Here is a 13,976-nt window from a genome sequence, read left to right as displayed (position 1 = left end):
CCCGCCCCGGCCGGCACCGATCCTCCGCCCCCAGCATCGCAGCCAGGACCAGACCGTTAGTGGACTTCACTCCATCCGGACGAGGTTGCCCACCCCGGGCGACGCGCTAAAATGATCTTTTGGTCCAACGCGAAACAGGAGTCCGTTGTCATGAGTACGCTCGAACAGTTGTACGCCCAAGCCGAGAAGCGCCGCGTCGAGAATCAACTGCCCTACGCGGGTGCGCTGTCGCCAGCCGAGGCGTTCGAGCTTCTTCAGCTCGACCCGCGAGCACGTCTCGTCGACGTGCGTACGCGCGCGGAACTCGACTGGGTGGGCCGCCCTGTCATCGGCGACGGCCAGTACGCCCATGTGGAATGGACCCGATACCCGGGCGGCGTACCCAACGCCGAGTTTCTCGCTCAAGTGCGCGCGGCTGTCGACCCCGACGCCCCCGTACTGTTCCTGTGCCGCAGCGCGGCACGCTCGAAGCTCGCCGCCGTCGAAGCCGCGAAAGTCGGCTTCACGAAGGCCTATGACCTGCTCGAAGGTTTCGAAGGCGATAAGGACAGCCAGGGCCATCGCAAGACAGTGTCGGGCTGGTGCTTCCGCGGTCTTCCGTGGATGGGCGCCTGAATACTGCACCGAGATCGTGCGCCGCTCGATGGGCTCACTCTGAGCGGCGCACATGACAGCCCGATGATGCGACCGGGCCACGGCGCATGAGCAGGGCCGATTGGCAAGTCCAGCGCGTAGCGCTAGTCACGCACCGGACGCGCAGGTCGTGCCGCCCGAATCCCTCTACACGGGACGTTGCGGCGCCCGCGCCCGCCTGACGTGTATCACGCGCCCTGCTGCGGCTCCACGATGTCACCGCCCAGCAGATGCACCCCCTCGCGCAGCTTCACGAACGCCGACGCCACCGCCTCGGGTTCGCCCTTCACACCTAGATCGATATGCCGCCGCGCGTAAATGCCGCCGCGCTCGGCGTCGCCGACGCTCGGCAGGCTGAACACGCGCACGCCCGGAAAATCCTGCTCGATGCGCTCCATCAGCGGCGTCAGCGTCGATTCGGGCAGTTCAAACACCAGCAGCGACTTCTCCGCATGCGGCGTCTGATGATGCAGATGCGCGTATTTCGTATCGAGCACCCATTCGATCATTGGCCAGGCCATGACGGGAAACCCAGGTACGAAGTGGTGATCCCGAATCGAAAAGCCGGGGATCTTGTTGTAGCCGTTCGGGATGATCTCCGAGCCCACCGGGAACGTGCCCATCTGAAAGCGATGCTGGTTCTCGGGTGAGCCGAAATTCACAGGATCGCTGCCTGTATGCATGTCGCGAATGCGTTCGCGGATGGCCACTTCCGCGTCCGGATGCAGCGCGAGCGGCACGCCGAGCGCAGCGGCCACACACTGACGCGTATGGTCGTCCGGCGTCGCGCCAATGCCGCCGGTCGAGAATACGATGTCGCCAGTCGCAAAGCTGCGTCGCAACGTGTCGGTAATCCTCTTCGGATCATCGCCAACGTATTCGGCCCATTCGAGCGCGAGCCCGCGCGCACCGAGCAGTTCGATGATCTTCGGCAGATGCTTGTCGGTGCGGCGACCCGAGAGGATCTCGTCGCCGATGATGATGACGCCAAATGCCATGTGGGACCTCGTTGCAGTAGCTTGATGTGAAGGATCAGGGCGTGGCCGGCACATTGTGCGACTCTTCGGCGCGCATGCGGGCAAGCGCCCGCAGGCAGTAGTTGCCGAACCAGAGCGCCGTGAACACAAAGATGAACGCGTAAATCCAGATGGTCAGCGCGGCGACCACCGGAAACAGCACCACGAGCCACGCCGACGAAACCCAGATCGCCGTGGGCAGCGAGCCGAAGAGCCCGCACACGATGCCAATCGTGAGTAGCGGCAGCCGGTAGCGCCGCATCAGTGCGCGGCGCTCCTCGGCGCTCGCGTGCAGCGCGAGCGCGTCGTAAGTCATCACGCGGTACGTGAGCCAGCCCCACAAGAGCGGCGGAATCAGCGCGAAGAACGGCGGCACAAGCCACAGCGGCAGCGTGACGATCATGAGCACGATGCAAACGAGCGTGGTCCAGAGCGAATACGCGAGGCTGCCGTACCAGCTTCCACCGCGCCGCATTTCGAGCGACGGGTACTGCCGGCTCGACAGATAGCGCATCACGCGCGGCATGGCGAGCGCAACGATCAGCAGCAGCACGGACACGACGATCAGTGGAATCGCAACCGCAATCACGACGAGCGGGGCAATGACGGCGCGCATCGGGCCGAAGCCGAGCCAGTCGAACAGATGATAGAGCGTCGACGTGAACGCCCAGCTTTCGAGCCAGACGCGGGCTGTGTCGATCAGCGGTTGCCAGAAGACATAAAGCAGGCCGCCCCATACGATCGCCGCCACGAGGAACGGGACGAACGTGAGGAACAGCATGACGGGATGGAACGCGCTGGCAAGCGCGCGTCCGAACGAGCGCAACAGATCATTCATGCGGGCTGGGAACGGCGACAGGTCGGGTGGAGAACACGAAAACCGTGGATGCTTGCGACTATAGCCGCAAGCATAAACCAGCGCGCGCACAGGCGGGTAAAACGGGAAGAAACGGCGCCGCTGCTGCGGCGCTATCCAGGCGGTGAACGGGTAAACGCGGCGAGACTCAGACGACGGTTGCGTCGTCGTGCGTCTCGATCTCGGCCGTGCGCCCGCGTGCGGTGAGACGCTCCGCGATCCGGACGAAGGCGAACCATTGCTGCGCCCAGTAGCCCTCGCCGTAGTCCACGCCTTCGAGCTGGTCACGAATGCCGGTGGGTTCGATCGCAGGGTTGAACGATGCGCTGCGGAACATCATGTCCCACCATGGAAACAGGACGCCGAAATTACAGCCATACGTGGTCCCTTCGTGACCGTAGCCAATGGCGTGATGGCGGCGGTGAAACCGCGGACTCACGAGAAGACGCTCACCGAGCCACCCGAAACGCACGCGGATATTGGCGTGCTGAAAGCTCTGCACGAAATTCGTGATCGCGACGAGCACGACATATTGCGCGGGCGGCACGCCGATAATGATCGCGATGAGCGCGAACACGCTCGCCTGCAACAGGGTGTCGAGCAGGTGATTGCGGTCGTCGCACCAGAGCGACATCTTGCGCTGGGCATGATGGACCGCGTGCAGTTCCCACCAGATGCCGAAGCGATGTTCGAGCCGGTGATACCAGTAGCTCGTGAAGTCGAGTACGAGCAGATAGATCGCGAACGTGACGAGCGGCTGGGTCGTGACGCCGGGCCAGAGACCGTCGATCTCGACGGTCCTCATGCCATGAAGGTGCAGCCAGCCCTGCAGGCGGTCGAACAACGGCTGGAGCGTAAAGAAGAACAGCAGATTCAGGATGCCGAGCCGCGTGACCCAGGTGTAGATCGCGTCGACGCCCACGCCCTTGCGGTCGCGCCACTTCTCAGCGGGCAAGAGCACCTCGAGCGGGCGCAGAATCGCATACATCGTCCCCACCTCGAGCACGCCGACGATCACCCAATAAAGCGCATCGTAGGTGTCTTCGGCGACGTCCATCATGCCGATGCGATAGAGCAGCGGCTGCAGGGCGTTCGCAAAGACAAACGTCTGCAGCCACGAAATGAAATCGTCGGCGCCGGCCGCGACGCCATGCATGATCGACGAAAGCAACTCGAGCATTCCCCCTACCCCTCCTGGCCCCTGATCTGACTCTCGTGCCGTTAAGTGACGTTAAGCGCCGTTCGGTGCGGCCACCGGAGCGCGGTCGTAGAAGTAGATGCCGTGCGGCGAGCGGCCGACGGGAATCGTCTTGATGAGCTTCTTCGTCTGCATGTCGACGATGCCGACTTTCTTCGCGAAGCGGAACGTCACCCACAGATAGCGCTTGTCGGCGGTGAGCTCCATGTCGTCCGGCCCCGGCAGCAGTCCGTTGATCTCGCCGGTTTTCTCGAGCGTTTCCTCGTCGATGATGCTGATGGTGTTCGAGACACGGCTCGACACCAGCACGTGGCGGCCGTCCGTCAGCGAGCGGAAGTTGTGCGCTGCCTGGCCCGCCGGAATCTGCTTGATGACCTTCTGGTTACGCCAGTCGACCACGGCGACGTAGTCGGCGCCCGTCATGCCGACGAGCAGGTACTTGTCGCCAGGCGTGAGCCACAGACCCGCCGGTGCCGAGCCAACCGGCATCTTCCACAGCACTTTCTGCGTAGGCAGATCGACCGCAGCGATCTCGCCCGACACCTGAAGCGACACGAACACCGTGCGATTGTCCTTCGTGAACGCCATGTGACTCGGCATGGCCGACAGTGGCAGACGCTTCGCGAGCGTCATGTTGCTGCCGCCGGCGTAGTGATAGATGTCGAGCCGGTCGAGGCGCAGGCCCGTCGTAACGAACCACTTCTGGTCGGGCGAAAAACCAAGCTGGTACGGGTCTTCGATGTTCTCGACCCAGCGCTGCACCTTGCCGGTTTTCGGATCCACGAACATCAGGTTGTTCGAGACCGAATTCGCAACGATCAGCGACTGGTTGTCGGGCGTCGGAAAGAGGTGATGCGGCTCCTTGCCCGTGGGCACCGTGCCGACGACCTGCAGCGTCTGGGGATCGATCAGGCTGAGCGTCGCTTCGCCGGAATTGAGCACGATGATGTTGTCCGCGTGCGCGCCGAGCGAGAAGAGCGAAGCGCACGCCAGCGCGCCAGCGGCGGCGATATGACCAACTGCGCGGCCAGCCGCACGGCGAAATTCGGTTTTACTCATGAAGGATCACTTTCCGGAAGGCTTGTAATTGTAAAACGTCCAGTCTGCCTGGGCGTTGCGGTCACATTCAACGATATCAATCAGGGTGTCTTTACACGCCGGCGACTTCCCCGCTTCAAAGCCGCGACCTGCTTTGAATCGGTACTGCATCTTCTCTGCATCTCCTTCTCTGCGGCGGCAACAGAGGTTTGCGTGCGAGCGCAGAATATTTTCCGCCTGCGCCGAACTACGGATTTAATGCCAGGCGCGCAAAAGAATATCTTCGCTTTTGCAGCCCCAAATACCGCTTGATTTGCGTCAAGCACATCGGTATTTGAGATCCGTCCTATTTCGCCAGTCTCCGCAGCCGCCCAAGATCGATCATCTGCGCCTCACATTGTATGCGGCCAAACGCTGCATACACCCTTTTCAAATTGGCTCAATGCGCTGAATTACGTCCGTCGCGACAGCTTGTCGCAGAAAGGACGTAACAAGTAGAGCGGCCTCGCGTTTTCGGGAGTAACTGACATGAAATACCAGAAGCTTGAAGATTTCATCGGCCACGTCGTTGCGCGTGACCCGCACCAGCCCGAATTCCACCAGGCCGTCCATGAAGTCATGGAAAGCATCTGGCCATTCATCCTTGCCAATCCCCGTTATGCGGACGCAGGCTTGCTCGAACGCATGGTCGAACCGGAGCGCGCAATCCAGTTCCGGGTCTCCTGGAGCGACGACCGCGGCGCCACGCACGTCAATCGGGCGTTCCGGGTTCAGCACAGTTCGGCCATCGGCCCTTATAAGGGCGGCATGCGTTTCCATCCGTCGGTGAATCTGTCGGTCCTGAAATTTCTCGCCTTCGAACAGACTTTCAAGAACGCGCTCACGACATTGCCGATGGGTGGCGGCAAAGGCGGCGCCGACTTCAATCCGAAAGGCAAGAGCCCGGCTGAGGTCATGCGTTTCTGCCAGGCGCTGATGCTCGAATTGCATCGGCACCTGGGCCCGGACACCGACGTGCCGGCCGGTGACATCGGCGTCGGCGGGCGCGAAGTCGGCTTCATGGCCGGGATGCACAAGAAACTCACGAACAACGCTGCCTGTGTGTTCACCGGCAAGGGTTTGACCTTCGGCGGCAGCCTGATCCGACCCGAGGCTACCGGTTACGGCCTCGTCTATTTCGCGGAACAGATGCTCAAGACGTCTGGCACCGGCTTCGAAGGCAAGACGGTCGCCGTATCGGGCTCGGGCAATGTTGCGCAATACACGATCGAGCGCCTTTTGCCGATGGGTGCCAAAGTCGTCACCGCGTCGGACTCGGGCGGCACGGTCTATGACCCCGAAGGCTTCACGCCGGTCAAGCTCGATGCACTGATGGAGCTGAAAAACCATCGCTATGGCCGCATCGAGGAATATGCCCGTCAATTCGGCCTCCAGTACCTGGCGGGCAAACGTCCGTGGCACGTCCCCGTTGATGTCGCGCTGCCGAACGCAACGCAAAACGAACTCGACGAGGACGACGCGCGGACCCTCGTCAAGAACGGTGTCAAATGCGTGGCGGAAGGCGCGAACATGCCGTCCACGCCAGGTGCGGTCAACGTATTCCGGGAAGCCGGTGTGCTCTATGCGCCGGGCAAGGCAAGCAATGCGGGAGGCGTCGCCACTTCAGGCCTTGAAATGACGCAGAACGCTCAACGCCTGCCGTGGTCGCGCGATGAAGTCGATGCGCGCCTCAAGCACATCATGCTCGATATCCACGCCAACTGTGTGCAACACGGTAGTGCTAACGGGCGCATCGACTACGTCAACGGTGCCAACATCGCCGGCTTCGTCAAAGTCGCCGATGCGATGTTCGCGCAAGGTCTTATTTGAACGACGCGCGTTGCCTGGTGTAGCCAGGCGTGGCGTGCACACAAACCGGTTACCGCGCAGGCGGTAACCGGTTTTTTTGTCACCGCTGCATCGATTCCCAGACCTTGTACAACCGCTTGACCGACACCGGCATCGGCGTGCGCAATTCCTGCGCGAATAGCGAAATACGCAACTCCTCCAGCAGCCAGCGGAACTCCGTGAGACGCGGATCGAACACGCCGCCGCGCTGCGACAGCGCTCGCTGATACTGCTGCAACAGCGGCTGGAATTCTACGAACTGGCGGGCGTCGCGGGCGGCGTCGGCGCGCAGCTTGTCGATGCGCAACGCGATACCCTTCAGGTAGCGCGGAAAGTGCACGAGCTGCGCATACGGTGTATCGACGATGAAGCGCTTGCCGACCAGTGCGTCGAGCTGCGACTGCATATCGACGGCGGCAGCGCCGAACGCCTTCGCCTGCACGAGCTTCTTCGTCACCGTCGCGTACTCGGCGAGGATCACGCCCGCAAGCCGTGCGATCTCCTGTGCGAGCAGCGAAAGCCGTCCGCGGCCTTCGTCGCGGCGTGCGTGGAAGGACGCATCGTCGTCGGGGAGCGGGTCCTGCAGGCACGCACGGTCTAACGTGAGTTCGACAAGCTGGTCGCGCAGTTCCTCCTGCGTCGCGCGCGCCATGAAATGCATCGCCATCTCGCGCAGACCCGGCAGGTTCTTTTCCAGGTATCGGATTGGCTCGCGCAACTGCAGCGCGAACAAACGCCGCAACCCCGCGCGATGGATGCGTGCGGCCTCCTCGGGTGAATCGAACACTTCGACGTCGCAATGCGTGGCGCGATCCACGAGCGCCGGGTAGCCGAACAGCGTCTGCCCCCCGCGGCGGATTTCGAGCAACTCGGGGAGCTTGCCGAAATTCCAGGTGGTGAGGTTCTCGTAGAGTGCGGTGGCTGCCGCCGTTGCATCGGAGGGCGCCGCCGTGTGCGGCGCGGCGCTCTTCTTCGACGTGCTCGCGCCCGCCTGCACCGCTCTGCCCGGCTGAGGCTCCGCGCCCTCCGCAGCCCCGCCGGTCTGCGCGATTTGCGCCGTCGCGCTCGCCGCCAGTTTCTGGAACTGCTGTTGCGCCTGCGCGCCCAGTTCAGCACGAAGTTGCGCGAGATTGCGGCCCATCGCGAGCTGGCGCCCGTGCTCGTCGATCACCTTGAAGTTCATGAACAGGTGCGCGAGCAACGTTTCCAGCTTGAAGTCCGCCGACTTTAGCGCGATCTGCTTCTGTTCTCGCACGTCCGCAATCAGTGCTTCGAGCAGGCCACCCGCTCCGAAACGCTCGCCACTCGCGCGCTCGGCGAAGCCCGCAGCGTATTCCGGCAGCGGTACGCAATGGCGCCGCAACTTCTGCGGAAGCGACTTCAGCAGCAATTGCGCCTTTTCCTTGAGCATGCCCGGCACGAGCCATTCGCAGCGCCGCGCGTCGACCTGATTGAGCGCGTAAAGCGGTACCGCGAGCGTCACGCCGTCGCGCGGCGAGCCCGGCTCGAAGTGGTACGTGAGCGTCATCGCAACGCCTGACATCGTCATGCGCTTCGGAAAGAGGTCCGTCGTCACGCCCGCCGCCTCGTGACGCATGAGATCGTCGCGCGAGAGGTACAGCAGGCGCTGCTTGTCTTCGGGTTGACCGCCCTTCCTCACCTCGTCGCGATACCAGCGTTCGAACGACGCGCCCGAATAGATGCCCTCGGGGATCGCCTGATCGTAGAAGCCGTAGATCAGTTCGTCGTCCACGAGGACGTCCTGGCGACGCGACTTGTGCTCGAGTTGCTCGATGTCGGCGAGCAGTTTGCGGTTGTGCGCGAAGAACGCGAGCTTCGTGTCGAATTCGCCTTCCACGAGCGCGCCGCGGATGAAGAGCTCGCGTGCACGTGCCGGGTCCTGCCTGCCGAACGCCACGCGGCGGCGCTGGTACACGGGCAGGCCGTAAAGCACGCCCCGCTCGTAGGCGCTCACCTGTGCTGCACGCTTTTCCCAATGCGGCTCGGACAGCGACTTCTTCAGCAGATGCGCGCCGACTCTTTCGAGCCACTCGGGCTCGATCTTCGCTATACAGCGCGCGTAAAGCCGCGTCGTTTCGACAAGTTCGGCGGCCACGACCCAACGCCCCGCTTTCTTCACGAGCGCCGAACCCGGCCACAGATGAAACTTGATGCCACGGGCGCCGAGATAATGCGGTTCGTCGTCGGCCTTCAGACCGATATTGCCGAGCAAGCCCGTGAGCAGCGCGTGGTGGATCTGCTCGTACGTGGCCTCCGATTCGTTGATCCGCCAGCCGTGCTCGCGCACGACCGTCAGCAGTTGCGAATGGACGTCGCGCCATTCGCGCAGCCGCAGATGCGAAAGGAAGTTCGCACGACAGGCGTCAACGAGTTGCCGGTTCGACTTCTTGTGTGCGACGGCCTCCTCGAACCACGCCCAGATCTTGAGCCACTGGAGGAATTCGGAGCGCTCGTCGGCGAAACGGCGGTGCGCCTGGTCGGCCTGCTCCTGCGCTTCAATCGGCCGGTCGCGCGGATCCTGCACCGAAAGCGCGCTCGCGATGATGAGCACTTCGCGCAGCGACTGCTCGTCGCGCGCGCCGAGAATCATGCGGCCGACACGCGGATCGAGCGGCAGACGTGCCAGTTCGCGGCCGAGCGGCGTAAGCGCGTTGTCGTCGTCGACCGCGCCGAGTTCGCCGAGCAGTTGATAGCCATCGGCGATCGCGCGGCCCGGCGGCGGCTCGATAAACGGAAATGTCTCGATCGCCGTGAGATGCAGCGACTTCATGCGCAGAATCACGGCCGCGAGCGAAGAGCGCAGGATTTCCGGATCGGAAAATTTTGGCCGCGAAAGGAAATCCTGCTCTTCGTACAGGCGGATACAGATACCGTCGGCGACACGGCCGCAGCGGCCCGCGCGCTGGTTCGCCGCCGCCTGTGCAATCGATTCGATCTGCAACTGCTCGACCTTGTTCCGGTACGAGTACCGCTTCACGCGCGCGAGGCCCGTATCGACGACGTAGCGGATACCCGGCACGGTGAGCGACGTTTCCGCAACGTTGGTTGCGAGCACGATGCGGCGCGCGTTCGACGGTTTGAAAACGCGCTCCTGTTCCTGCGCCGAAAGACGCGCGAAGAGCGGCAGGATTTCCGTGTGCGGCGGGTGATGCTTGCGCAGCGCCTCGGCGGCGTCGCGGATCTCGCGCTCACCCGGCAGGAACACGAGCACGTCGCCTGAGCCTTCGCGGCAGAGTTCGTCGACGGCATCGACGATCGCGTCCATCAGATCGCGGTCGCGCGCCGATTTGCCTTTTTCGCCTCTTTCGCGCCCCGTCGTGCCCTGCGCGGCCTTCACGGCCGGGCTATCCTCGGCCACCGGCCGATAACGCACCTCGACGGGATACAGTCGCCCGCTCACCTCGATCACGGGCGCGGGCTTGTCCTCGCTGCCGAAGTGGCGTGCGAAGCGGTCGGCGTCGATGGTCGCCGAGGTGACGATGAGTTTCAGCTCCGGCCTGCGTGGCAGGATCTCTTTCAGATAGCCGAGCAGGAAGTCGATATTGAGGCTGCGTTCGTGCGCCTCGTCGATGATGATCGTGTCGTAAGCCTTGAGGAGCGGGTCAGTCTGCGTTTCGGCGAGCAGGATACCGTCCGTCATCAGCTTGACCGATGCGCCTGGCGACAGGTTGTCCGTGAAACGCACCTTGTAGCCCACGACCTCGCCAAACGGCGTGCCGAGTTCGTCGGCGATCCGGCGTGCCGTGGCCGACGCCGCGATCCGGCGCGGTTGTGTGTGACCGATGAGACCCGAGCCGCCCGCGCCGAGGCCACGCCCGAGCGCGAGCGCGATCTTCGGTAATTGCGTGGTCTTGCCCGAGCCGGTCTCGCCACTCACGATCACGACCTGGTTTTCCGCAATCGCACGCGCGATTTCCTCGCGGCGACCGGAGACCGGCAGCGCTTCGGGGAATGTGACGGGTGGAATGGGGTTCGGCTCGACGATTCGGCGTGCAGAGCGCTCTGCGCGTTCCTTGCGTTCTTCGCCGCGCGACGCGGACTCGGGCGCCGGCTTGCCTGCCTGCGGCGGCTGTGCTTCGCGCGGCTGAGGCGGCTTTGACGTTTTCCTGGGCTTGGCCTGCGGCTTGCCGGGTATCGCCTCGCGCCGAGCCTGCTGATCGTTTTGAGGCGTGATCGGCCGATCGCCCGATCGTTTCGGCTGCTGCGTTTCGGGCCGTCCTGCGTGCCCGCCGCGCGGCTGCTGCGGCTGCTGCGGCTGTTTCGGTGGCTGCGGCTGCTCGCGGCGCGACTCGGCGCGTTGCTCGCGAGCCGGTTCGCGGCTGGCTTGCGACTGGGATTCCCGGTGCGCGTGCGGTGCCGTCTGCGGCTCACGTGCGTGCGCGGGTTGGCCGCGACGTGCTTCAGTACGTTGCGCGCGCTCTGCTTTGCCCTCGGCTTCGCGAATGACTTCGGAGCGCATCTCGGGCCGCTTTTCCCGCCTCGCCCCTGTACGCTTGCCGCCCTCTTGCTGCGGCTGCGCGGCCGGTTCTTCCTCGCGCTTTTGCCCGCTGCGCGTGCTGCCGGGCGCGCCGCCGCGCACGAGCGCCGCGAGCCGTTCCGCCGATGCCGGCTTCGGTGCCTCCGCATAGCGCTGCGCGCCGCGTTTCTGGTGCGCATCGCCGCGCGCCGCGCCGCCTTCGTCGCGGGTGTTGCTGCCCTGCCCGTCGGCAGGTCTTTTGGGTACATTCGACATGGGGGCGCATTATAATCCCCGGCATGAATTCCCAAACCGACCTCGTCCCCGCGCCCGCAGGCGCGCCGGCTTCCTCCGGCGCCGCGGATTCCGCTTCGCAGTTCACCGAACAGCACGCACAGTTCGTCGACTGGATGCGATCGGTCGCGCCCTACATCCACGCATTCCAGGGCAAGACGTTCGTCGTCGGTTTCGGCGGCGAGGTGGTGCACCAGAACCTGCTCAACGCGCTCGTCGCCGACATCGCGCTGCTGCAGGCGATGGGTATCCAGATCGTGCTCGTGCACGGCTCGCGCCCGCAGGTCGAAGAGCAGATGAGCCTGCATGGCGTCGAATCGGAGTTCTCGCACGGCATGCGCATCACGAATGCGCGGGCGCTCGAATCGGCGAAGGAAGCCGCCGGCGAAGTGCGTCTCGACATCGAGGCCGCGATCAGCCAGGGTCTGCCGAACACGCCGATGGCGCACGCGCACATCAGCGTCGTGTCGGGCAACTTCGTGACGGCGCGGCCTGTGGGGATTCTCGACGGCGTCGACTTCCAGCACACGGGCGTGGTCCGCAAGATCGACGCCGATTCGATCCGGCATTCGCTCGCGAGCCGCAAGCTCGTGCTGCTCTCGCCGCTCGGCTTCTCGCCGACGGGTGAAGCATTCAACCTGTCGATGGAAGACGTCGCATCGGCGGCGGCCATCGCGCTGCGCGCCGACAAGATCATTTTCCTGACGGAAACACAGGGCCTTATCGACGAAGACGGCGAACTGATCCGCGAACTGTCGCTCGACGAAGCCTACAAGCTGCACGAAAGCGGCACGATGCTCGGCGACGCGGGGTTCTATCTGAAGCATTCGATCCGCGCGTGCCGTGGCGGCGTTGGCCGCGCGCACATCATTCCGTACGCACTCGACGGCAGCGTGCTGCTCGAACTGTTCCTGCACGACGGCGTGGGCACCATGATCTCTTACGAGAACCTGGAGAGCCTGCGCGAGGCAACACCGGACGACGTCGGCGGCATCCTCACGCTGATCGAACCGCTCGAAATGGACGGCACGCTCGTGCGCCGGGGCCGCCATCAGATCGAACGCGACATCGATCACTTCTCCGTGATCGAGCACGACGGCGTGCTGTTCGGTTGCGCGGCACTCTACCCGTACCCGCAGGAGCGCATCGGCGAAATGGCATGCCTGACCGTGTCGCCCGAGGCACAAGGCGCCGGCGACGGCGAACGGCTCCTGCGCCGCGTCGAACAACGCGCGCGAGCGCGCGGCCTCACGCGCATCTTCGTGCTGACGACGCGCACCGAACACTGGTTCCTCAAGCGCGGCTTCGTGAAGGCAACGGTCGACGACCTGCCTGAAGACCGCCGCCGGCTCTATAACTGGCAGCGCAAGTCGCTCGTGCTGATGAAACAGCTTTGAGCGTCCCCATCTACGGATGAACGTGACGCCACCCACACATACGACTCAAGGAGAAGCACAGCATGGCCCGTATGATTCAATGCTCGAAGCTCGGCAAGGAAGCCGAGGGTCTCGACTTTCCGCCGCTGCCGGGCGAACTCGGCAAGCGCATCTATGAAAGCGTCTCGAAGGAGGCGTGGCAGATGTGGCTCAAGCATCAAACCATGCTGATCAACGAGAATCGCCTGAACATGGCCGACCCGCGTGCACGCCAGTATCTGATGAAGCAAACGGAAAAGTTCTTCTTCGGTGAAGGCGCCGACCAGGCTTCAGGCTACGTGCCGCCCACGCAGGGCTGATCGGCGTCCCCTGGGCGCACACGACGCGCCGACGACGACATCACGCAATCCGCGCTCCAGGGCGCGGATTTTTGCTTTTATCGCAGTCCCTCAGCCTTTCCCGAGCGTCCTCGCGGGACGACTCGCGCCAGTTCCACCGAGAGGTGCGACCGTGACGCACGCGTTTCTGTCGCTCGCTCTTGCGACGGCAAAAGCCACCGTTGCACACTGGCCTTTGCTGTCCTCGTCGTTCACTCGTTGGTCCCTACTGGACCAGATGTGAATGCTCCACGCTCAGTTCACCCGATTTTCCGATCGTCAACATCGCCGCTGCGACCGGCAATCTGAAACGACGCGGCCCCGCGCTGCCCGGATTCACATAGAGCACGCCATCGTGCGTCTCCACGGACGGCTTGTGCGAATGTCCGCTAACCACCACCGCGATACCGCCCGCCACAGGGTCGCCTGGCAGGTCGCGAAGTTCATGCACGATCGCGATCTTCACGCCACCGACCTCGAGCGTCGTTTGCACCGGCAGCGCTTCGGCCCATGCGCCGTGATCGTTGTTGCCGCGCACGGCGGTCAGCGGAGCGATGGCAGCCAGCGCGTCGAGCACGGATCGGTCACAGATGTCGCCCGCGTGAACCAACGCCTCGCAGCCGGCAAGAAAATGCAGCAGCTCCGGTCGCACCAGATTGTGCGTATCGGAAACCAGTCCAACACGGAACGTGAGTAGTGCCGGCATAGGCAGACGAGGCGTGGGCGAACGGACGAAACGGCGGCTGAGGTGGCTCAAGCGCGATTATCGTCGATGGTGTTCGACGATTGGAGACAATCGACAACCTTACGCGGGCCCCTGTTGC

Annotated in this window: 11 protein-coding genes; 4 read left to right on the top strand and 7 right to left on the bottom strand. The window is 63.8% G+C overall.

Annotation, left to right across the window (positions count from 1 at the left end):
* Positions 1 to 150: 150 nt before the first annotated feature.
* Entirely contained in the window at positions 151 to 615 is a 465-nt protein-coding gene (locus L0U80_RS05930) for a rhodanese-like domain-containing protein (RefSeq protein WP_233863051.1), read from the top strand.
* 206 nt (positions 616 to 821) lie between these two features.
* Here L0U80_RS05930 and L0U80_RS05925 read toward each other — a convergent pair whose 3' ends face one another.
* The 5 genes from L0U80_RS05925 to L0U80_RS05905 form a co-directional block, all read right to left on the bottom strand.
* Positions 822 to 1,631 carry a competence/damage-inducible protein A gene (locus tag L0U80_RS05925; RefSeq protein WP_233863050.1) on the bottom strand — a complete coding sequence of 270 codons (810 nt, stop codon included), beginning with the start codon at positions 1,629 to 1,631 and terminating at the stop codon, positions 822 to 824.
* A 34-nt stretch (positions 1,632 to 1,665) separates the two neighbouring features.
* On the bottom strand, positions 1,666 to 2,487 hold the full coding sequence (locus L0U80_RS05920) for an EI24 domain-containing protein (protein ID WP_233863049.1): 822 nt from the start codon (positions 2,485 to 2,487) through the stop codon (positions 1,666 to 1,668).
* 166 nt (positions 2,488 to 2,653) lie between these two features.
* Positions 2,654 to 3,685, bottom strand: coding sequence for a sterol desaturase family protein (locus L0U80_RS05915; protein WP_233863048.1), 1,032 nt, complete (start codon positions 3,683 to 3,685; stop codon positions 2,654 to 2,656).
* A 51-nt stretch (positions 3,686 to 3,736) separates the two neighbouring features.
* Positions 3,737 to 4,762 carry a YVTN family beta-propeller repeat protein gene (locus L0U80_RS05910; RefSeq protein ID WP_233863047.1) on the bottom strand — a complete coding sequence of 342 codons (1,026 nt, stop codon included), beginning with the start codon at positions 4,760 to 4,762 and terminating at the stop codon, positions 3,737 to 3,739.
* Between the two features lie 6 nt (positions 4,763 to 4,768).
* Positions 4,769 to 4,912 carry a hypothetical protein gene (locus L0U80_RS05905; RefSeq protein WP_233863046.1) on the bottom strand — a complete coding sequence of 48 codons (144 nt, stop codon included), beginning with the start codon at positions 4,910 to 4,912 and terminating at the stop codon, positions 4,769 to 4,771.
* A 357-nt stretch (positions 4,913 to 5,269) separates the two neighbouring features.
* Between L0U80_RS05905 and gdhA the strand changes: the two genes are divergently transcribed.
* Positions 5,270 to 6,610, top strand: a complete 1,341-nt coding sequence (gene gdhA, locus L0U80_RS05900; RefSeq protein ID WP_233863045.1) for an NADP-specific glutamate dehydrogenase — start codon at positions 5,270 to 5,272, stop codon at positions 6,608 to 6,610.
* Between the two features lie 79 nt (positions 6,611 to 6,689).
* Here the strand turns inward: gdhA and hrpA are convergent, their stop codons facing one another.
* The gene (hrpA, locus tag L0U80_RS05895) at positions 6,690 to 11,381 is read right to left on the bottom strand and encodes an ATP-dependent RNA helicase HrpA (RefSeq protein WP_233863044.1); all 4,692 of its coding nucleotides are present in this window, start codon (positions 11,379 to 11,381) and stop codon (positions 6,690 to 6,692) included.
* Positions 11,382 to 11,404: 23 nt separating this feature from the next.
* Here hrpA and argA point away from each other — a divergent pair, with 23 nt between their 5' ends.
* Positions 11,405 to 12,796, top strand: a complete 1,392-nt coding sequence (argA, locus tag L0U80_RS05890) for an amino-acid N-acetyltransferase (RefSeq protein ID WP_233863043.1) — start codon at positions 11,405 to 11,407, stop codon at positions 12,794 to 12,796.
* Between the two features lie 62 nt (positions 12,797 to 12,858).
* A complete protein-coding gene (locus L0U80_RS05885; RefSeq protein ID WP_124150247.1) occupies positions 12,859 to 13,134 on the top strand; it encodes an oxidative damage protection protein in 276 nt (91 codons plus the stop codon).
* Between the two features lie 244 nt (positions 13,135 to 13,378).
* Here the strand turns inward: L0U80_RS05885 and L0U80_RS05880 are convergent, their stop codons facing one another.
* A complete protein-coding gene (locus L0U80_RS05880) occupies positions 13,379 to 13,858 on the bottom strand; it encodes a metallophosphoesterase family protein (RefSeq protein WP_233865704.1) in 480 nt (159 codons plus the stop codon).
* Positions 13,859 to 13,976 lie beyond the last annotated feature (118 nt).

Origin of the sequence: Paraburkholderia adhaesiva (assembly GCF_021390575.1) — a bacterium.
Lineage (GTDB): Bacteria > Pseudomonadota > Gammaproteobacteria > Burkholderiales > Burkholderiaceae > Paraburkholderia > Paraburkholderia adhaesiva.
Note: the sequence above shows the minus strand (reverse complement) of the source record. Positions and strands in the feature narration are given on the sequence as shown.